Origin of the sequence: Nesterenkonia sandarakina (genome assembly GCF_003003175.1) — a bacterium.
GTDB lineage: Bacteria > Actinomycetota > Actinomycetes > Actinomycetales > Micrococcaceae > Nesterenkonia > Nesterenkonia sandarakina_A.
Window position 1 is genome coordinate 215995 of the sequence record NZ_PVTY01000001.1, and the last position, 19442, is coordinate 235436.

The window sequence follows — 19442 nt, forward strand, 5'->3', positions numbered from 1 at the left end:
GGTGGGGCGGTCTGCTGATCGCGTTCATCCTCATGGGCCTGATGTACACCTGCATGGTCTTCGGCCTCGCCGAGATGTCCTCCTCGCTGCCCACCGCCGGGGGCGGGCTATGGCTTCGCCCGGCGCGCACTGGGACCCCTCGGCGGGTTCGCCACCGGGGTCGCGGTGCTCATCGAGTACGCAGTGGCCCCCGCCGCGATCGCCACCTTCATCGGCGGCTACATCGAGGCGCTGGGCCTGTTCGGCATGACCAACTCCTGGCCGGTCTATCTGGTGACCTATGCGGTGTTCGTCGGCATCCACCTCTATGGGGTCGGTGAGGCGCTTCGGCTGATGTTCGGCATCACGGTGGTCGCGCTGCTCGCGCTCGTGGTCACGGTCTTCGCGCTGATCCCGCACTTCGACGTCGCCAACCTCTTCGACATCGTGCCGGACGACGCCGTGGGCGCCAGCGCGTTCCTGCCCATGGGCTACGCCGGGGCGATGGCCGCGCTCGTGTACGGCATCTGGTTCTTCCTCGCGATCGAAGGCGTGCCGCTGGCCGCCGAAGAGACCACCGATCCGGCACGCGACATGCCGCGCGGAATCATCGTGGGCATGCTGATCCTGCTCGTCACCGGAGCACTCATGCTGGTCCTGGTCCCCGGGGCGGCCGGCTCTGAGGCGATGAGCACCTCCGACAACCCGCTGCCCGAGGCGATCCGCGCCGTCGACGGCTCCGGCAGCGTCGTGGCGAGCATCGTGAACTACGCCGGGCTCGCCGGACTGATCGCGAGCTTCTTCTCCATCATCTACGCCTATTCACGCCAGCTCTTCGCGCTCTCCCGCGCCGGGTATCTGCCGCGCTGGCTCTCGCTGACCGGTGGACGCCGGACCCCCTGGGTGGCGCTGATCGTGCCCGGCACCATCGGCTTCGTGCTCGCGGCGGCCACCGGCGACGGCGGACTCCTGATCAACATCGCAGTGTTCGGCGCCACCGTGTCCTATGTGCTGCTGAACCTCTCACACATCGTGCTCCGGATCCGCGAACCCGATCTGCCGCGCGCCTATCGCACCCCCGGCGGAGTGGTCACCACCGGCATCGCCCTGGTGCTGGCAGTGGTCGCGGTGATCGCGACCTTCCTGGTCGATGTGCTCGCGGCCTCGATCACCGCCGGGGTGTTCCTGCTCTTCCTGGCCTACTTCTGGTTCTACAGCCGACATCACCTCGTCGCCAACGCCCCCGAGGAGGAGTTCGCGATGCTCGACGACGCCGACACCACCCTGCACTGAACCCGCCCCCAAGGCGCCGCGCGGCTCCCCGCCCCGCGCGGCGCAGAACCTCCGCCCCACCCCTGTTACCCAAGGATCGGATCCCGTGACGACATCATCTGCACACCCCCGCAACGATCGTATGCTCACCGTGCCCGAGCTGCGCCAGGAGATCACCGAGGGACGCATAGACACCGTGGTCCTCGCCTTCACCGATATGCAGGGTCGACTGCAGGGCAAGCTCTGCCATGCGCAGTTCTTCCTGGACTCGATGCTCGAGGAGGGCGCCGAGGGGTGCAACTACCTGCTCGCGGTGGACACCGAGATGAACACTCCCGGCGGCTACGCGATCAGCAGCTGGGAGGCCGGCTATGGGGACATGAGCTTCGCCATGGACCTGGACACGATCCGGCTGATGCCGCACAACCCCGGACAGGTGATGATCCAGTGCGACCTCACCGCCCATGACGGTCAGCTGATCCCGATGTCGCCGCGGGCCATGCTGACCCGGCAGCTCGAGCGCGCCCGAGAGATGGGGTATCGGATGCTCACCGGGACCGAGCTCGAGTTCTGCGTCTACAACACCAGCTACGAGGATGCCTGGGACTCCAACTATCAGAGCCTGGTCCCGGCGAACCGGTACAACGTGGACTACAACATCCTGGGATCCCAGCGCGTCGAACCGCTGCTGCGCGAGATCCGCAACGCGATGTACACCGCCGGGATGACCGTGGAGAGCGCCAAGGGCGAATGCAACTTCGGCCAGCATGAGATCGCGTTCCGCTTCGATGAGGGGCTGGTCACCGCCGACAACCATGTGGTCTACAAGCTGGCCTCGAAGCAGATCGCCCAGCAGCAGGGCAAGTCCATCACCTTCATGGCCAAGCCCAATGAGCGTGAAGGCAGCTCGTGTCACATCCACATGTCCCTGCGCGGGCTCGACGGCGAGCTGAGCTTCTGGGACGAGGAGAAGAACGCCCGCAGCGCCACCTATGACTTCTTCATCGCCGGGGTGCTCAAGGGCATGCGGGAGCTCTCGATCTTCTACGCGCCGAACATCAACTCCTATAAGCGCTTCGCGAAGGGCAGCTTCGCGCCGACCGCCGTGGCCTGGGGCATCGACAACCGCTCCTGCGCGGTGCGCCTGGTCGGCAGCGGTCAGTCCGCCCGGATGGAGAACCGGCTTCCCGGAGGCGACGTGAACCCCTACCTCGCGCTCTCGGCCATGCTCGCCTCGGGTCTCTACGGCATCGAGCATCAGCTGGAGCTGGAACCCATGATGGAGGGCAACGCCTACGAGTCCGACGCCCAGGTCGTGCCCAAGGCCATGCGCGAGGCCCGCGACCTGCTCGAGGGCTCGGCACTGGCCCGTGAGGTGTTCGGCGAGGAGGTCGTGGAGCACTACGTCCACTACGCCGATGTGGAGCTGGAGGCCTTCGAGTCTGCCGTCACCGACTGGGAGCTGCACCGTGGGTTTGAGCGGCTCTGAGAATTCGGGGACGAGCCTGAGCCGCCGTCCCCGCATCGCACTGACCACCTATTACCAGGAAGGGTCGTGGGGAGACTGGAGCTCGGTGGCCGCGATCGTGCCGGGCGCCTACGTGGAGGGCATCGCGGCGGCCGGGGGCACCCCGCTGCTGCTGCCCCCGGTGGGAACCGATCCCTCGGTGCTGGAGCTCGTCGACGGGCTGATCGTGATCGGCGGGGTCGACGTGGATCCGCGCTTCTACGGCGCCGACCGGCACGAACTGACCTCCTCCCAGCCGAGCCGGGACTTACACGACATCGCGCTGACCCGCGCGGCCCTGGAGATGGGTGTGCCGCTGTTTGCGATCTGCCGGGGCGCCCAGATCCTGAATGTTGCGCTGGGCGGCACCCTCATCCAGCACCTTCCCGACGTCAACCCGAACGCCGGGCAGTACCAGCCCGGCCCGGGTCGCTATGGAAAGGTCCAGTTCAGCACCGTACCCGGCAGCCGCTGCGCCAGTCTGCTCGGTGAGAGCGCGGAGTCCCCCTGTTATCACCACCAGGCATTGGATGAGGTCGCCGAAGGCCTCATCGTCACCGCCCGTGCCGCGGACGGCACCATCGAGGCGGTGGAGACCACCACCGGCGCCTGGACCCTGGGAGTCCAGTTCCACCCCGAGGAGAACCGCAAGGACGCGCGGCTCTTCGAGGGATTCATCGACGTCGCCCGGCGATTCGCCGCGGAACGAGACCACCACGACGACCACCGGGGCGCCGAGCGGCAGCCCCAGCACGACCGAGAGGACGCACTGCACCCATGACCGTGACCGAGATCCTGGACCCCGCCACCGAGGAGATCATCGAGACCATCGAGCTGGCCTCGCTTCAGGAGACCGACGCCGCCATCGCCCGGGCCCAGCGTGCGTTCTCGACCTGGCGCACCGTGGACCCCGCGGATCGCGCCCGGCTGCTGCGACGCTTCGCCGAGGCGGTGGATGCGGACCTGGAGCATCTCGCCGCCCTGGAGGTGCGCAACGCCGGGCACACGATCGGCAATGCCCGCTGGGAGGCCGGCAATGTCCGGGACGTGCTCAACTATTACTCCGGGACCCCGGAGCGGCTCTCCGGTCGGCAGATCCCCGCCCCGGGAGGGGCGAATCTGACCTTCCACGAGCCGCTGGGAGTGATCGGGGTGATCGTGCCCTGGAACTTCCCGATGCCGATCGCCGGATGGGGCTTCGCTCCGGCCCTGGCGGCGGGGAACACCGTGGTGCTCAAGCCGGCGGAGATCACCCCGCTCACCGCCATCCGGCTGGGCGAGCTGGCACTGCAGGCGGGCCTGCCCGAAGGGGTGTTCACCGTGCTCCCCGGCAAGGGCTCGGTGGTCGGCGAGCGCTTCGTGACCCACCCGGGGGTGCGCAAGATCGTCTTCACCGGCTCCACCGCCGTGGGGAAGCGCATCATGGCCGGCTGCGCGGACCAGATCAAGCGGCTCACCCTGGAACTGGGCGGAAAGAACTCCAACATCATCTTCGCCGACGCCGACCTGGAGCAGGCGGCCGCCTCCACCCCCGGAGGTGCCTTCGACAACGCTGGCCAGGACTGCTGCGCCCGATCCAGGGTGCTCGTGCAGCGCTCGGTCCTGGACCGTTATCTGGAGCTGCTGGAACCTGCGGTGCGCGACTTCCACTGCGGGGACCCGCGCCTGGAGCAGACCGACATGGGCCCGCTGGTCTCCGCCACGCACCGGGACTCGGTCGCCGCCTACCTCGACGACGACGCACCGATCGCTTTTCAGGGATCCGCGCCCAGCGGGCCGGGGTTCTGGTTCCCGGCGACCGTGCTCACCCCGTCGCCTGATTCTCGGGCCTTCCACGAGGAGATCTTCGGACCGATCATCGCCGTGGTCCCCTTCGAGGACGAGGCCGACGCGATCCGTTTGGCCAATGACACTGACTACGGGCTGTCCGGCTCCATCTGGACCCGTGACGTGGGTCGCGCGCTGCGGGTCTCCCGAGGGGTCGACGCCGGGAACCTCTCGGTGAACACCCACGCCTCGGTGCGCTACTGGACCCCCTTCGGCGGGTTCAAACAGTCCGGCTTCGGCCGCGAGCTGGGCCCGGACGCGGCAGAGGCCTTCACCGAGACCAAGAACGTCTTCATCTCCAGCAGCTGAGAAGCCGTGCAGAACATCCCGACCGCCATCCCTCGATCAAGGAGCTCCATGCAGATCAATGCCCGCCGTCTCGTCGACCGCAGCGCCGTCATCACCGGAGGTGCCAGCGGCATCGGTCTGGCCAGCGCTCGTCGGATGGCCGCCGAAGGTGCCCGCGTCGTCATCGCCGACCTCGACGCGGTCGCCGGCGAGCGAGTCGCCGCCGAACTTTCAGGACTGTTCGTCAAGGTCGACGTCACCAACCCGGAGGAGGTCGAGGACCTCTACGCACGGACCCACAGCGAGTTCGGCAGCGTGGACATCGCCTTCAACAATGCCGGCATCGCCCCACCGGAGGATGCGTCCATCCTGGACACCGACATCGATGCCTGGCGCAGGGTCCAGGACGTCAACCTCACCTCGGTCTACTACTGCTGCAAATACGCGATCCCCTATATGCAGCATCAGGGCAAGGGATCGATCATCAACACCGCCTCCTTCGTGGCCGTGATGGGGGCCGCGACCTCGCAGATCTCCTACAGCGCCTCGAAGGGGGGCGTGCTCTCGATGAGTCGGGAGCTCGGTGTGGAGTTCGCCCGGCAGGGCATCCGGGTCAACGCCCTGTGCCCGGGACCGGTGAACACGCCGCTGCTCAAGGAGCTCTTCGCCACGGACCTGGAGAAGGCGGCCCGCCGACTGGTCCACGTCCCGCTGGGCCGGTTCGCGGAGCCCGAGGAGCTCGCGGCCGCCGTGGCGTTCCTCGCCAGCGATGATTCGTCCTTCATGACGGCCTCCACCTTCCTGGTCGACGGCGGCATCTCTGGCGCCTATGTCACACCGTTCTGAGTCTGCGTCGCTCCCCCGGGGCGCAATATCAAGACCTGGGGAAAGGTTTAACGTTCCCGAAACATCACGGCGCGTCCGGTGAAACACGAGCCAGCCACCATAGAACTCAGCTCGCATCGGTGAGATTCACCGATGACCTGATGTTTCCTGGAGGGACACATGGAACTTGGATCTCTTGACGTCTGGATGCTTGTGGCAAGCGCGCTTGTCCTGCTCATGACGCCTGGCCTGGCCTTCTTCTACGGCGGTCTGTCTCAGGCCAAGTCCGCCATCAACATGATGATGATGAGCTTCGCGGCCATGGGCCTCGTCGCCGTGGTCTGGGCTCTCTGGGGCTCCGCCATCGCAGGTGGAGAGTCGATCGGCGGCCTGTTCGGCAACCCCGCGACCGACTTCGGCCTCTACAGCACCCTCAACGAAGCACCTGAGGGTCTGATCGGCATCGGCTTCGGCGCCACCTTCGCCATCATCACCACTGCACTCATCTCCGGCGCGATCGCTGACCGCGCCAAGTTCTCCGCCTGGATGGTCTTCGTTCCCATCTGGGTCACCCTGGTCTACTGCCCGCTGGCCTTCATGGTCTGGGGCGATGGTGGACTCCTCGGCGAGGGCGGCGCCGTCGGCGACGCTGTCGGTGAGGCAGTCGACTACGCCGGTGGCCTTGTCGTCCACATGTGCGCCGGCCTCGCCGCCCTGGTCCTTGCACTGATCCTGGGCAAGCGTCGCAACTTCACCGAACGCTCCTCGCACCGCCCCCACAACACCCCGTTCGTGCTGCTGGGCGCCTCACTCCTCTGGTTCGGCTGGTTCGGCTTCAACGGCGGCGCCGCTGCCGAAGCTGGCGAAGCTGGCCTGATCTGGGTCAACACCCTGCTCGCACCGGCTGCCGCGCTGGTCGTCTGGCTCATCACCCAGCGGGTCCGTGGCGAGAAGCCGACCGCGCTCGGTGCCGCATCGGGCATCGTCGCCGGCCTCGTGGCCATCACCCCCGCCTGTGCCCACGTGGACCCGGTCGGTGCCATCATCATCGGCGCCATCTCCGGCTTCATCTGCTACCTGGCAGTCGGCCTGAAGTACAAGCTCGGCTTCGATGACACGCTCGACGTCGTCGGCCTTCACTTCGTCGCCGGCCTCTGGGGCACCGTGGCCATCGGCCTGCTGGGCCGCGCCGAGCTGATCGACGGCGAACGCGCCGGCCTGTTCTACGGCGGCGGTCTGGGCCTGATGGGCTCGCAGGTCGTCGCAGTCCTGGTGACCCTGGTCTTCACCGTGGTGATGACCGCGATCATCGCCTACGCCATCCACGCCACCATCGGCTTCCGCGTCACCTCCGATGTCGAGACCGTGGGCATCGACCGTTCCGAGCACGACGAGGATGCCTACATCTTCGAGACGGTCAACGGTGCCAGCAAGACCTCAGCAGGAGCACCACGCGAGTGACCACCTCCTAGGTCCGCTCCGCAGCACAGAAGAAGCCCGGGTCCGGTCCATCGAGCATCCCGCTCGATGGACCGGACCCGGGCTTTGTCTGTGCCCCACGGCTTCTTCGGTGCGTCAGGGTCTCTTCGGCGTCCCAGGGTTTCCTCGGTACGTCAGAGCCGTGTGTCAGGGCCGTGCGGGCGCAGCCTGCTCCTCCGCAGGCTCCAGGGTCTCCGGAGCTCGAGTCCAGGCCAGCGCGCCGAACATCAGGATCACCCCGGTGACACCGAAGGCCCAGGCATAGCCGAGCTGGTCCACCAGGAATCCGGCCAGGAGCGGGCCGACGATCGACCCCAGATCCTGGGTCATCTGGAAGGTGGAGACCACGGACCCGCCGTTGCGGCCCGAGCCGACGATGTCCGCGATGGCGGCCTGCTGAGCGGGGTTCATCAGCCCTGTGCCCACCCCGGCGATCACACTGAGCAGCAGCAGCCAGAGCGGGCTCGGCGCCAGACCGAGCAGTCCTGTGGCCAGTGCAGAGATGATGAGCCCGATGATGATGGGGCGTCGTCGTCCGTAGCGATCCGAGCGGCGCGAGAACAGCAGCACGGCCGCCACGTTGCCCGCGGCGAAGGTGGCCAGCGCGACCCCGGCCAGCTGGCTGGAGTCCAGCACCCATCCGGAGCCGACGAAGGCGGTGGCGGCGAAGAGCGGCACCACGGAGTTGCGGAGCCCGAAGGTCGCCCATCCGTTCGCGAAGCCCGCGGTCAGCGCCGCGCGGTACCCGCGGTGCTGCCAGGCTTCAGCCAAGGTGGCGTTCTCACGCTCCTCCTTGCGACCGCGGTCTTCCAGCCGGGACTGGCGCAGCATGACGAACACGATCGCCGCCGCCACCACCAGCGCTCCTCCGTAGACCAGGAAGGGCACCCGGGGACCGAAGACCAGCAGCCCCGATCCCACCAGTGGACCAGCGACGCTGCCGATCAGGAACGCCGAGGCGTAGGCCCCGGAGACGCGGCCGCGGATCGTGGGCGGGGACTTGCGCGCCAGGAACGTCATGGCCGAGACGGTGAAGAAGGTCGACCCGATGCCGCCGAGCGCCCGGAAGAGCAGCAGCAGCTCATAGCTGGGGGCGTATGCGGTGGCGATCATGGACGCCGCCACGATGAGCAGCCCGATCACATACACGGGGGTCTCCCCCAGCCACTGGGTGAGCTTGCCCGAGGCCGGCGCGAAGAGCAGCCGGAAGAGTCCGAAGGCCGAGACCACGGCGGAGACCGCCATCGCGGAGACTCCGAAGTCGGAGGCGTACTGCGGAAGGATCGGCGCCACGATGCCGAAGCCGATCGCGATCACGAAGGCGGAGGCGATCATCACCTTCAGCTCAGGAGGGATCCCGATCTCCGTGCCACGTGCCATTGAGCCACTCCTGTCATTGCGCCACCGGTCGTCCTCGTTGCTCAACGCAACGAACCCGGGACCCATTCCCTGCCCTGCCCTGCAGAAACCTCACCGTGCCACCATGGGAGCACACCATCACGAGAGGCGGTCTCATGGACCGCTACGAGTCGGGCCGCGAGGGGGACGCCCCCGCCGCCGGATTCGCTCCCCGTCGGGCGGTGACCACCATCTACCTCCCGGAGGGGGTCGACGCCCATGCCGAGCGGCCGTCCCGGCTCGGCGAGCACAGCACCGGGGTGGGCTGCCTGTACGTGCCGCGTCTGGAGCAGGCGGATCTCAGCGTGCTGGAGGAGATCATCGCCGACTCCTATCGGAGGGTCACTGGGTAGTGACTCGCCGGGTGGTGAGTTACCGGATAGTGAGTCACGGGGTGGTGAGCTCAGCTGTGGTCAGCTCCTGCGTCGCCGCCAGTCGCTGGGAGACCACCCGGGTGGAGCCGTCCTGCCGCATGGAGACCCCATAGAGCGCGTCGGCGATCTCCATGGTGCGCTTCTGGTGCGTGATGATGATCAGCTGGGAGGACTCGCGGAGTTCCTCGAAGATCACCAGCAGCCGGGAGAGGTTCGTGTCATCGAGGGCGGCCTCCACCTCGTCCATCACGTAGAACGGGCTCGGCCGTGCCTTGAAGATCGCGACCAGCAGCGCGACGGCGGTCAGCGAGCGTTCTCCTCCGGAGAGCAGCGAGAGCCGACGGATCCGTTTGCCCGGTGGCCTTGCCTGCACCTCGATGCCGGTGTTGAGCATGTCCTCCGGGTTCGTCAGCTCCAGCCGACCTTCGCCGCCGGGGAAGAGCCGGGCGAAGACCCGTTCGAACTGCACCTTGGTGTCGAGCCAGGCTTCGGTGAAGACCTTCTCCACGGTGGCATCCACGTCGGCGATGATGTCGAGCAGGTCCTGCCGGGACTTCTTGAGGTCGGCGAGCTGGTCCTGCAGGTAGGTGTGGCGCTCCGCGAGGGCCGAATGCTCCTCCAGTGCCAGCGGGTTGACCTTGCCCAGTGCCTTGAGGTCCCGGCGGGCCTGGGCGAGCCGCTTCTCCTGCTCCGAGCGGTCGAAGGGAACCCCGGACTCGGGGGCGTCGGCGGTATCGGTGGTGAAGGCTGCATCGTCAGACACACCAGGCTCACCAGCCTCACCAGACTCCGCTGAGGCGGCGGGCTCTGCTGGATCGGGGCGCTCCACGCTCCTCACGGTCTCGGCATCCGGCACCAGCTGGTCCGGACCGTAGTGCTCGATCAGATACTCCGGGGTGAGGCTGAGCTCCTCAAGCCCGCGGGCCTCGGCGGCCTCCAGGCTCAGTCGCAGCTCGGTGCGGGTCAGCTCGGCCTGATGCAGCGCCGCAGTCAGCGCCTCGAGCTCGGCGGCCTCGGTCTTGCGGGCGGCACGCAGGGTGCGGACCCGCTCGCCGGTCGCTGTCCCGGCGGTCTCCGCGGCGGCACGGGTGCGCTGCGAGCGGTCCAGCACCGCGGTCAAGGCGTGGACGGCGGTCTCGGCCTCGGCCTGCACAGCCTCGGCCTGGGCGGCCCGGGAGCTCCGCGCCTGCGCCACCTTCCGGGCCTCTTCTCTGCGAGCCTCTTCAGCGGCGGCGCTGCGGCGCAGCGCCGCGGCGCGTTCGAGCATCTGCTTGTGCTGCTCTTCAGCGGCACGCAGCTCCAGCCGGGCGTCCACCTCTTCGCGACGCTGGGCGGTCGCGGCGGCCGAGAGCCGGTCCCGGTCGACGCTGGAGGGCTCTTCCTCGATGTCCTCGCTCTGCGCCGCCTGCAGGCGGGACTGCGCTTCCTCCAGGAGGTGCTGCGCCTCGACCGCGGACTCCTGCGCCTCGCGGATCTCCTGATCGGAGTGTTCGATCCGTTCGGCCGAGCGCTCCAGCTCAGCATGGAGCCGGCCGAGCTGTTCGGTGGTGGCGTGCATCTCGGCGTCGTTCGCGTGCAGGGCCTGGAGGGTCTCTTCGACCTTGAGCTCCGCGGCGTTGACCTCGGACTCATCAGCCGCCGCCACGGCGGTCAGTTCATGGAGCTCCAGCTCGGCCTGCCGCAGGGTCTCGGTGAGCTCGGTGATCTGCGCGGTGATCGCCACATCGGAGTTCTCCAGCACCGTGCCGCCGATCTGCTCTCCGGCGCGCAGCACGACGCCGTCAGCGGTCACCACGCAGCGCACCTCGGGACGTTCCAGCAGTGCTGCGGCCTGGTGCTGGTCGGCGCAGAGCACGACGCCGGTCAGAGCTGCGTGGACGGGGACTTCGACGTCCTCGGTGACGCTGACGACCAGTTGGGCCCACATCGCCCCGTCCGGCAGTTCACCGGCCGGCTGTGCTCGGGCTGACGACTCAGGGGCAGATGGTGCAGGGGCGGCGTGCTCGGAGGCGGTCTGCTGGCGCGTCGGCGCGGACTCGGCTGCCACCGGGTGGATCAGGTGCGCGCGGCCGGCGTCTTGCGCGGCCAGCCAGTCCAATGCCTGCGCCGCGGTCTCGGCATCCTTGACGATGAGCGCTGCGTCGAGGCTGCCCAGACAGGCGGCGATCGCGGTCTCCCACCCCCGGGTGACCCGCAGCCGCTGCGCCAGCGGTGCCTCGACGTCGGCGGCCCGGTCGCGGAGCAGCGCCGCCGCCCCGTCACGAGGTGTCCGGGCGGCGGAGAGACCGGAGAGCCGCGCGCGGTGCTCGCTGATGGCCGTCCGCAGACGCTGCTGCTGGGTGCGCTGCTCGTCATAGGCGCTGCGCAGCGCCTCGAGTCGCTGGTGCGCGGCCTCGTAGGCGACGTCCAGGTCCTCCTCGCCGGTCTCGACGCCGGCGACGCGCTGTTCGAGCTCCGCGAACTCCCCGCGCGCTCGCTGTTGCGCCGTTCGGGCGGCGTCGCCCTGTTCCTGCGCCCGACGTCGGCGCGATTCGGCGGCGTCGATGCGTCCCTGCGCGGTGTCCACCCGGCCGCGCAGCGTGGCCAGCCCGGCGCGCCGGTCCGCGACGGCGCGGAGCTGCTCGGTCAGGCGGGTCTCCTCGAGCTTGAGCGCATCTTCGGCAGCGGCGCGTTCGGCGGAGGACCGCTCGAGCCGGTCCCGGGCCGCGGTGACCTCGGCGTCGAGCTCTGCGGCCTGCTCGGCCACGCTCTGGGCCTGGGCGCGGAGTGCCTCCGGGTCACGGCCGGTCTGCTGGACGACCGCTGAGGCGTGCAGGCTGCGGGCGCGCTCCTCGGCCAGGGAGGCCACCGAGCGGAGCCGCTCCTGGACCTGCTCGAGCCGGTGGTGGCCTGCGAGAAGCTTCTCCGCATGGGCGCGCTGATCCGCCGCCTGCTGCTCCAGCTGGGTGATCTCCGCGTCCTGGGCTGCCAGCCAGGCGCGCAGCTGCTCAGCCTGCTCCCGGTCTTCCGCCTCACCCTGGCTGGATTCGTTCAGCGCGGTGGCGGCTCGGACCAGGTCATCGGCGATCAGCCGGGAGAGCGAGTCGCGGAGATCGTGCTGGATGCGCTGGGCGCGACGGGCCACCCGGGCCTGGCGACCCAGCGGGGCGAGCTGCCGGGAGATCTCACTGATCAGGTCTTCGAGCCGGGAGAGGTTGGTCTGCATGGATTCGAGCTTGCGCACGCTGCGTTCACGGCGGCGGCGGTGCTTGAGGACTCCGGCGGCCTCCTCGATGAAGCCGCGCCGCTGCTCCGGCGTGGCCTGCAGGATCTGATCCAGCTGCCCCTGCCCCACGATCACGTGCATCTCCCGGCCCAGCCCGGAGTCCGAGAGCAGCTCCTGGATGTCGAGCAGCCGGCATTTGGCCCCGTTGATCGTGTAGTCGCTGCCCCCGGCGCGGAACATCGTCCGGGAGATGGTGACCTCGGAGTATTCGATCGGCAGCGCGCCGTCGGAGTTGTCGATGGTCAGCGACACCGAGGCGCGGCCCAGCGGCTGCCGCTCGGTGGTGCCGGCGAAGATGACGTCCTCCATGGTGCCGCCGCGCAAGGACTTGGCGCCCTGTTCGCCCATGACCCAGGCCAGCGCGTCGACCACATTGGACTTGCCCGAACCGTTGGGGCCGACCACGGCGGTGACGCCTGGCTCGAACTCAAAGGTGGTGGCCGAGGCGAAGGACTTGAATCCCCGGACCGTGAGGGTCTTCAGATGCACGGGCGCGGACTCACGCTCCGCTGGACTCGGCGAGCCCTGGAAGCGGGTGGAAGTCCGCGAGCCGGTCACCGAGGCCGAACATCGCTGCGATCGCCGCCACGGTGCGCTTCGCCGCGTGGCCATCGCCATAGGGGTTCACCGCGTTCGCCATCGCCGCGTAGGCGGACGGGTCGTCGAAGAGCGTCGCGACCTCCTCGACCACGCGGTCCTCGGCGGTGCCGATGAGCCGGACGGTGCCGGCGTCGACGGCCTCGGGGCGTTCGGTGTTCTCCCGCATCACCAGCACCGGTTTGCCGAGTGAGGGAGCCTCTTCCTGCACGCCGCCGGAGTCGGTGAGCACCACGGTGGCCAGGTTCATCAGGCGGGTGAACTCGCCATAGGGCAGCGGCTCGGTGACGATCACGTTCTCGTGACCGGCCAGCGCGGGAAGAATCGCTTCGCGGACCACCGGATTGCGGTGCGCCGGGAGCACGATCAGCTTCTCCGGGTAGCGCTCGGCGAGGCGGGCCAGTGCTCGGCCCACGCCCTCCATGGCGGAACCCTGGTTCTCCCGCCGGTGGGTGGTCACCAGCAGCACCTCGCGGCCGGAGGCCGCAGCGTCCTCAAGCTGCGCGTCGGAGAAGGGCACGTGCTTGCTTGCCACCTCCAGCAGCGCATCGATCACGGTGTTGCCGGTGACCACGATGTCCTGCGCCGGCAGCGCCTCACGCAGCAGGTTGTCCCGGGACTGTGAGGTGGGCGCCAGGTGCAGCGCGGTGATCTGGCTGGTCATCTTGCGGTTCGCCTCTTCAGGGAACGGCGAGTAGAGGTTGAAGGAGCGCAGCCCGGCCTCGGCGTGGATCACCGGGATGCCGGAGTAGAACGCGGCCATCGCGCCAGCCGTGGTGGTCGTGGTGTCGCCCTGGACGACGACGGCGTCCGGCTTGTGCTGCGCGAAGATCGCGTCCAGGCCGGTCACGGTGCGGGTGAGCACGCCGTTGAGCGTCTGCCGAGGCTGGATGATGTTGAGGTCATGGTCCGGCTCGATGCCGAAGAGCTCGTTGACCTGGTCCAGCATCTCCCGGTGCTGTCCGGTCACGGTGACCTCGCACTCGAAGAGATCGCTGGCCTGCAGCGCCTTGACGATCGGCGCCATCTTGATGGCCTCCGGCCGCGTCCCATAGATGGGCATGATTCGCTTCATCCGACCATCCTATCCACCCGTGGGACACCTGCTTCTTCGATCTGATCCCGGCGTTCCTGCTTGGCAGGCCCGAGCTCTGGTAGACGTGCGGCGCATTCGGTCGGACGACGCTCGCCCACGGATCGTCAATCACGGGGAGGAGCTCAGTCCATTGTTATACTCGCCCGGATGCCAAAGCGCCTCGGAGACGCGCATACGTGCCAGATTCTCGACAGGCTCCGCCATTCAGTACCGAAAGGGCTCCTTCATGGTCAATATCTTCCGGAAGTTACGGCGGAGTGAACCCTCCACGACCGCTGCCTCGAAAGGGCCGGCGCAGGAGACCTCCCCTGTCGTGGAGTCCGGAAAGCCGCGAACCCTGTTCATCGGACATACCCGGTTCAGCGTGCACCAGCACGGATCCGGGTATTTCAACGCGACTCGCGATGCTGATGCTGGTGCGGGCTTCACCGAGGACGAGTACACCTCGTGGCTCTACTCCGAGACACGTCTGGCACCTCGCACCGAGATCTTCACGACTCTGAGCCTGCCCCAGCTCGCCCTCGCCGCGCGGGACCACGACGTGGTCCATTTCGTCTCCTACTCCCCCTCCCTGCCAGCCCACCATCAGCAGGCGTTGAAGGAAGCTGCGCAGAAGCATCCGTTTCTGCGCCTGAACGAGACGACCAAACCGGTGAACTCCACGCCTTCGCGCAAACTCGTCGAGCAGGCGCTTGCAGAGCGTGACCTCGGCTCACGTCCCTTCGGCGTCTACCGCCTGGACGACGACGATCTCCTCTCGGTGAGGTACTTCGACCAGATGGCGCCGTACGTGACTCCCCGACACGTAGGCTGGTGGGTCTCATTGGGCACCGGGTTCTCCGCGATCCGCGTCGATGGCAAGTACGCCTACACGCGTGAGCTCTACTACCCCAAGAGCGCCTTCGGGCCGATGGCCATTGCGGCCGTCGATCAGGACGGCGAGATCGAGAATCTGAGCGCCCCGAAGCACACGGTGATGGACAAGTTCAATCCCACGATCCTGGACTCACGCGAGCCCGCCTACTTCCACATCCGCCACGAAAGTCAGGACAGCACGGTCAAGGGCTCGATCGCGCCGTTCTACCCCGAGGCGATGAGTCGCATCCTCGGCGAGGGACCTGCAGACCTGACTCAGGCCGCAGAGCTCTTTCCCGTGCTCGACGGGCTGGCTGCCCATGAACCGGGCGCCCCGGAGTCGGGGGTCACGCTCTCCGCAGCACCGCTCTCGCTCAGCCGTGAGGCCGTCACCTTCGACTGGCCGCACGAAGGACCTCTCTCCCTGGTGCTCATTCCTGCTGAAGGGGGTCGCGTCAATTCCAACCAGGTCCAGGTGCGCCTCACCGTGACGGAGACCTCCGAGGACGAGGAAACATCGAAGTTCTTCGCCCAGGGACGATTCCGCCACTCAGAACGCGACGGCACCTATTGGACCTACATGCCGCACAAGACCTCAGGCTTCGGACATGTCCTGCCCATCGAGCCGCCCAAGGGTGTGTCGGTCTCTAAGATCACTCTGATCACCAGCAGGAAGGACCAGGTCGATCTTGACTCGGTCACTGCCTACCCGCTGCCGGCCCGGCGAGTCTGACGCATCGAGAAGCCCAGCCCGGCAACGAAGGACGCCAGATGAATGACCACGTGAGGGCCTTCCTCCAGTCTTTGGGCCCGAGACGGCCGATGAACTTCGGAGGACGACGAGCAGATGCCCCCTCCGCCCTGCTCAGCCGGGCCGCTCGACGGAACAAGCTTAGGGTCACGAAGGCTAGGAACAACCACTACGTGGTGACCGGTGGGCGCCGCGTCGTCGGCGGCTTCGCGGTGCACGTGACCAGCCTGCCGAGTTCAGAGTCGGTACGTGCCTCCCTGTCGATGCCTCTGGCCAAACGGTACCTGGAACTTGATGGGCTTCCCGTACCGATGGGTGCGCAGTTCCTTCCGGAGGACATCGACGAGGCACTGTCCTTCTTCGACGGGCTCTCGGCTGCGGCCGTCGTCAAGCCCGCATCACCGTCCCGGGGCGCCGGAGTGCACACCGGAATCACCACTCGCGAGGAGTTCCTCGACGCGTGGCAGTCTGCCAGCGGGCGGCGTCCCACGGAGGTCGGAGCGGACACCCGCCTCATGGTCGAGGAAGAGGTCCGGGGACTCGATGTGCGAGCCTTCGTGGTCGGTGAAAAGGTCGTCGCCGCCGTGGCGCGGGTGCCGCTCTTCTGCATAGCAGACGGTGTCAGAACTCTCGGGGATCAGATCGAGGAGCTCAACGCCCTGCGAGCCGCGCATCCGCTCCTGGGCAAGTTCGACCACGACGCCGAGAGCTATGCTCGAGCGGCCGGACACCCGCTCGGGCGCATCCCCTCCTCGGGAGACCTGTTTCAGCTGGCTCCCGGGATCAACATGCGCACAGGCGGTGTGACGGTCGACGTCACTGACCTGCTCGGCACCTCGGTCATTGATCTCGCGGTCGCCGCGGCATGGTCCGTTCCGGGAAGCAAGGCTGCCGGAGTTGATCTCATCGTCCCGGAGACGTCGACGTCGGCAGGGGCCAAGGTCCTGCACGTGGACGTCCAGACCGGCTTCACGACCCACCACTATCCCTGGATCGGTGAGCGTCGCCCGGTGGCCAACGCGTTGATCGAAAAAATGCGTGAAGTCCGGGGCGGCTGAGGGTTCCATGAAGCGCCTCGCCCGACTTCTCGGTCGACCCGACGTGGTCCTCGACCAAGCCGCCAGCGCTTGGGAGCAGTACCAGCAGGGTCCCGACACCCATCCCCAGATTCCGAACGTCTCCTATGCCGGGTACCACCGCGGCGAGCGGGCGCTGCCCAGAACCGGAGGCCCAGAGTTCGACGTCCGCAGCTACGGCGCAGTCGGCGACGGCGCCGCCGACGACACGGAGGCGTTCACCACGGCGATCGAGGCAGCCGGTGAGCATGGCGGGGGCGTCGTCTTCGCGCCACCCGGTCAATATCTGATCACCGGGGTGCTATGGATCCACCACTCTGGAGTCGTGCTGCGCGGCGCGGGACCTGAGCTGACCTCACTGACCTTCCAGGAGCCGCTAGAAACCGCATACCGAGCACCGGAGAAGGGCGAATGGTCCTGGACCGGCGGGCTGGTCTGGTTCATCCCGCTCCCGCTCCGCCGGGAGCTCGAACATTCCCAGTGGGGCTGGGGAAGCAACGAGGGGTGGCTGGACAATGAACCGCTCTCTGGAGTCAGAGGCCAGGTCAAGCGCGGACAGACCCGCATACCCGTGGTTGATGCTCGGCGCTTCAGAGCCGGAGATCAGGTGCTGCTCGTCATGGACAACATCCCCGACAGCTCGCTGCTCAGACACATGAGCGGCGATATGCCTCAGGAGAGCTACCCCTGGGGCGTGGAAGACTCCTCGCTGCACCGACAGCCCAACTACCAGAGATTCCGCTATCCGGTTCAGGTCAAGTCTGTCCAGCGCAGGGCCATCGTGCTGGCCCAGCCGAGCAGGCTCGATCTCAGGCCGCAGTGGAACCCCCGCTTCGAAACCCTGGGACCGCGGATCGAAGAGTCCGGGATCGAGGACCTCCGCATCGACATGCGCCTCGTGGAACCGCGTCCACACAACCAGGACCACGGCTTCAACGGACCGCACTTCCAAGCGGCCTTGAACTGTTGGGCGCGCAACGTCGTCGTCCGCGACAGCGACAACGGATTCGGCATCACCGGCTCGAAAGGCGTCACGCTCACAGACGTCACGGTGGAAGGTCGGGCCCGCCACCACCCCTTCATCTGCCGTGAGCAGTCGCATGACAACCTGGTCCAGAGATTCACCATCTCAGAACCGACCACCGACCTCCCTGCCGCGGCACTCACCCATGGCCTCAACATCGAGGGCTATTCGGCGGGGAACGTCTGGTCAGACGGTCACATGGTGGGAACCTTCGACTCGCATCGCCGATTCCCCTTCGAGAACGTGAGGACCGAGATCACGGTGAAGAACAAGGGCGTGGTGGGTGGAGCCCGAAAAGCCGGTCCACACTGGGGCGCGAGGTTCTGCCACTGGAACATCAAGGTCACCAATGGACGGTCCTACGCGATCAGGTTGGAGAACCACGCGCCTTTCAGCGCCATGGTCGGGGTTCAGGGCACCAATAAACCATCGCAGCAGGACCCGGAGTTCACTGGAGATCTGCATACGATGATTGAGACCCTGGACAATCAGCCCACCCCGAAGAACCTCTATCAGTCACAGCTGCAGCACCGACTCGGCTCCCAGGCTCCCAGCAACAGGAAGAACTCATGAGCAAACTTTTCATCGGGCACACTCGTTTCAGCGTTCACCAGTACAAGTCGGGCAGCTTCAAGGCCACCCGTCAGGGAGATGCTGGCCTCTTCACCGAAGAGGAGTACACCGCGTGGCTCTACGACGAGGCGCGGCTCGGCCCGAGGACAGAGATCTTCATCGAGGAGAGCCTGCCGCAGCTGGCAGCCTCGGCCGATGTGTGCGACGTGGTCCACATCGTCCACTACTCCTCAAGCCTGCCGCAGAAGTACCAGGACATCCTCCGACAGGCTGCAGAGAAGTACCCCTTCCTGCACCTGAACGAAGCTCCCGGGCTCGTTGCTCCCAGTGCGCCCAATAAGAAGGTCCTCAACACGGTCCTGCGCGGTCGCCTGCCCGAAGACGGGGTGTTCGGGATCTATCGACTCGATGACGACGACGTGCTGCCGATCAACTTCTTCGAGCGGATGAACCCCTATCTGGTGGAGGAGCACGTGGGGTGGCGCATCTCGTTCCCCGAGTCCCTGACTGCGATCAGGACCAGGTCCGAGTACATCCTTCCTTGGCGCCGATACTTCCCTAAGGCGGCTGCGGGGCTGCTCTCGATCCATCAGAAGACTGCCGAGGGCACTTTCCTGGGAATGCACGACAGTTCCCTCAGCAAGGGGCACATGAAGCTCGACACCGCCTACCCCACGGTTCTGGATTCCCGCGAGCCCGGATTCTTCCAAGCCCGCCACGTGAGTCAGGACAGCACCCTGGGAGACGGCGCATCGCCCTTCTTCGGCGAGCTCATCCCCTCCGCGGCCAAGAAGGAACCCGTCTCGGTCGAGCTCCTCGACGAGTACTTCCCCTTCGTGAGCAGAAGGATCCGCCGTGACCTGGCCCAGCGTTCAGACGTCCTGGAGCTCGATGGAGCCACCGCGTTGGGACCTGATGCCGAAGTCACCGTGAACCTGCAGTCTGACCACGCTCAGCTGCTCCTCGCGGAGATCTCCGGGGAGGATCTCCCCTCGCCGACTGTCTCGGTGGAGCTGACGGTGGCCCGTGACGAAGGCCTCTCGGACACCTCGGTCAAGACCTATCTGGAGGCCGCCGGTCTGCACCGCGTGGGGCCGGACCTGTACCGTGGGTCCTTGACTTTCGGCAGGCACTCTGAGTACGGCCACCTGGTGCTGGAAACCCCAGACGGCAGCACTGTCACCAGTGTTCGATTCAGCTCCACGGATCCGCTGGAATTGAAGTCACTGCGCTCCTACCGCCTCGCCTGACGCCCC

The 19442-nt window shown here is 67.2% G+C and carries 14 protein-coding genes; 11 read left to right on the forward strand and 3 right to left on the reverse strand.

Going from position 1 to position 19442, the window contains the following annotated elements; genetic code table 11:
• The first annotated feature begins 129 nt into the window (after positions 1-129).
• From eat to BCL67_RS00945, 6 genes are all read left to right on the forward strand, one after another.
• Positions 130-1272, forward strand: a complete 1143-nt coding sequence (gene eat / locus BCL67_RS00920) for an ethanolamine permease (protein WP_374955615.1) — start codon at positions 130-132, stop codon at positions 1270-1272.
• A 121-nt stretch (positions 1273-1393) separates the two neighbouring features.
• Positions 1394-2740, forward strand: coding sequence for a glutamine synthetase family protein (locus tag BCL67_RS00925; protein WP_106121597.1), 1347 nt, complete (start codon positions 1394-1396; stop codon positions 2738-2740).
• A gap of 85 nt (positions 2741-2825) precedes the next feature.
• Positions 2826-3539: a gamma-glutamyl-gamma-aminobutyrate hydrolase family protein gene (locus BCL67_RS00930; protein ID WP_374955613.1), complete on the forward strand. Its 714-nt coding sequence runs from the start codon at positions 2826-2828 to the stop codon at positions 3537-3539.
• Entirely contained in the window at positions 3536-4894 is a 1359-nt protein-coding gene (locus tag BCL67_RS00935; protein ID WP_106121599.1) for an aldehyde dehydrogenase family protein, read from the forward strand. The genes BCL67_RS00930 and BCL67_RS00935 overlap by 4 nt, the downstream gene beginning before the upstream one ends.
• A gap of 48 nt (positions 4895-4942) precedes the next feature.
• Positions 4943-5719 (forward strand): 3-oxoacyl-ACP reductase, encoded by a 777-nt coding sequence (locus BCL67_RS00940; protein WP_106121600.1) that lies wholly within the window; start codon positions 4943-4945, stop codon positions 5717-5719.
• 159 nt (positions 5720-5878) lie between these two features.
• Positions 5879-7159, forward strand: a complete 1281-nt coding sequence (locus tag BCL67_RS00945; protein WP_106121601.1) for an ammonium transporter — start codon at positions 5879-5881, stop codon at positions 7157-7159.
• A 165-nt stretch (positions 7160-7324) separates the two neighbouring features.
• Here BCL67_RS00945 and BCL67_RS00950 read toward each other — a convergent pair whose 3' ends face one another.
• The gene (locus tag BCL67_RS00950; protein WP_106121602.1) at positions 7325-8557 is read right to left on the reverse strand and encodes an MFS transporter; all 1233 of its coding nucleotides are present in this window, start codon (positions 8555-8557) and stop codon (positions 7325-7327) included.
• Between the two features lie 134 nt (positions 8558-8691).
• Between BCL67_RS00950 and BCL67_RS00955 the strand changes: the two genes are divergently transcribed.
• On the forward strand, positions 8692-8928 hold the full coding sequence (locus BCL67_RS00955) for a hypothetical protein (protein ID WP_106121603.1): 237 nt from the start codon (positions 8692-8694) through the stop codon (positions 8926-8928).
• Positions 8929-8962: 34 nt separating this feature from the next.
• Here BCL67_RS00955 and smc read toward each other — a convergent pair whose 3' ends face one another.
• Positions 8963-12703, reverse strand: a complete 3741-nt coding sequence (smc, locus tag BCL67_RS00960) for a chromosome segregation protein SMC (protein WP_181255832.1) — start codon at positions 12701-12703, stop codon at positions 8963-8965.
• A 10-nt stretch (positions 12704-12713) separates the two neighbouring features.
• Positions 12714-13886 carry a non-hydrolyzing UDP-N-acetylglucosamine 2-epimerase gene (gene wecB, locus BCL67_RS00965; RefSeq protein ID WP_106121604.1) on the reverse strand — a complete coding sequence of 391 codons (1173 nt, stop codon included), beginning with the start codon at positions 13884-13886 and terminating at the stop codon, positions 12714-12716.
• 334 nt (positions 13887-14220) lie between these two features.
• On the opposite strand from wecB, the gene BCL67_RS00970 reads away from it, so the two are divergent.
• The 4 genes from BCL67_RS00970 to BCL67_RS00985 are packed head-to-tail and all read left to right on the forward strand — an operon-like array spanning position 14221 to position 19436.
• The gene (locus BCL67_RS00970) at positions 14221-15495 is read left to right on the forward strand and encodes a glycosyltransferase (RefSeq protein ID WP_181255833.1); all 1275 of its coding nucleotides are present in this window, start codon (positions 14221-14223) and stop codon (positions 15493-15495) included.
• Positions 15496-15533: 38 nt separating this feature from the next.
• Positions 15534-16571: a hypothetical protein gene (locus BCL67_RS00975; protein ID WP_146131044.1), complete on the forward strand. Its 1038-nt coding sequence runs from the start codon at positions 15534-15536 to the stop codon at positions 16569-16571.
• A gap of 7 nt (positions 16572-16578) precedes the next feature.
• Positions 16579-18186 (forward strand): glycosyl hydrolase family 28-related protein, encoded by a 1608-nt coding sequence (locus BCL67_RS00980; protein WP_146131045.1) that lies wholly within the window; start codon positions 16579-16581, stop codon positions 18184-18186.
• A complete protein-coding gene (locus BCL67_RS00985; protein WP_106121607.1) occupies positions 18183-19436 on the forward strand; it encodes a glycosyltransferase in 1254 nt (417 codons plus the stop codon). Before BCL67_RS00980 ends, BCL67_RS00985 begins: the two co-directional genes overlap by 4 nt.
• Positions 19437-19442 lie beyond the last annotated feature (6 nt).

Coding starts and splice junctions, on each gene's coding strand:
- BCL67_RS00955 (WP_106121603.1), top strand. CDS start 8,692: ATGGACCGCTACGAGTCGGGCCGCGAGGGGGACGCCCCCGCCGCCGGA.
- BCL67_RS00935 (WP_106121599.1), top strand. CDS start 3,536: ATGACCGTGACCGAGATCCTGGACCCCGCCACCGAGGAGATCATCGAG.
- BCL67_RS00975 (WP_146131044.1), top strand. CDS start 15,534: ATGAATGACCACGTGAGGGCCTTCCTCCAGTCTTTGGGCCCGAGACGG.
- BCL67_RS00945 (WP_106121601.1), top strand. CDS start 5,879: ATGGAACTTGGATCTCTTGACGTCTGGATGCTTGTGGCAAGCGCGCTT.
- BCL67_RS00940 (WP_106121600.1), top strand. CDS start 4,943: ATGCAGATCAATGCCCGCCGTCTCGTCGACCGCAGCGCCGTCATCACC.
- BCL67_RS00925 (WP_106121597.1), top strand. CDS start 1,394: ATGCTCACCGTGCCCGAGCTGCGCCAGGAGATCACCGAGGGACGCATA.
- wecB (WP_106121604.1), bottom strand. CDS start 13,886: ATGAAGCGAATCATGCCCATCTATGGGACGCGGCCGGAGGCCATCAAG.
- BCL67_RS00950 (WP_106121602.1), bottom strand. CDS start 8,557: ATGGCACGTGGCACGGAGATCGGGATCCCTCCTGAGCTGAAGGTGATG.
- BCL67_RS00980 (WP_146131045.1), top strand. CDS start 16,579: ATGAAGCGCCTCGCCCGACTTCTCGGTCGACCCGACGTGGTCCTCGAC.
- BCL67_RS00985 (WP_106121607.1), top strand. CDS start 18,183: ATGAGCAAACTTTTCATCGGGCACACTCGTTTCAGCGTTCACCAGTAC.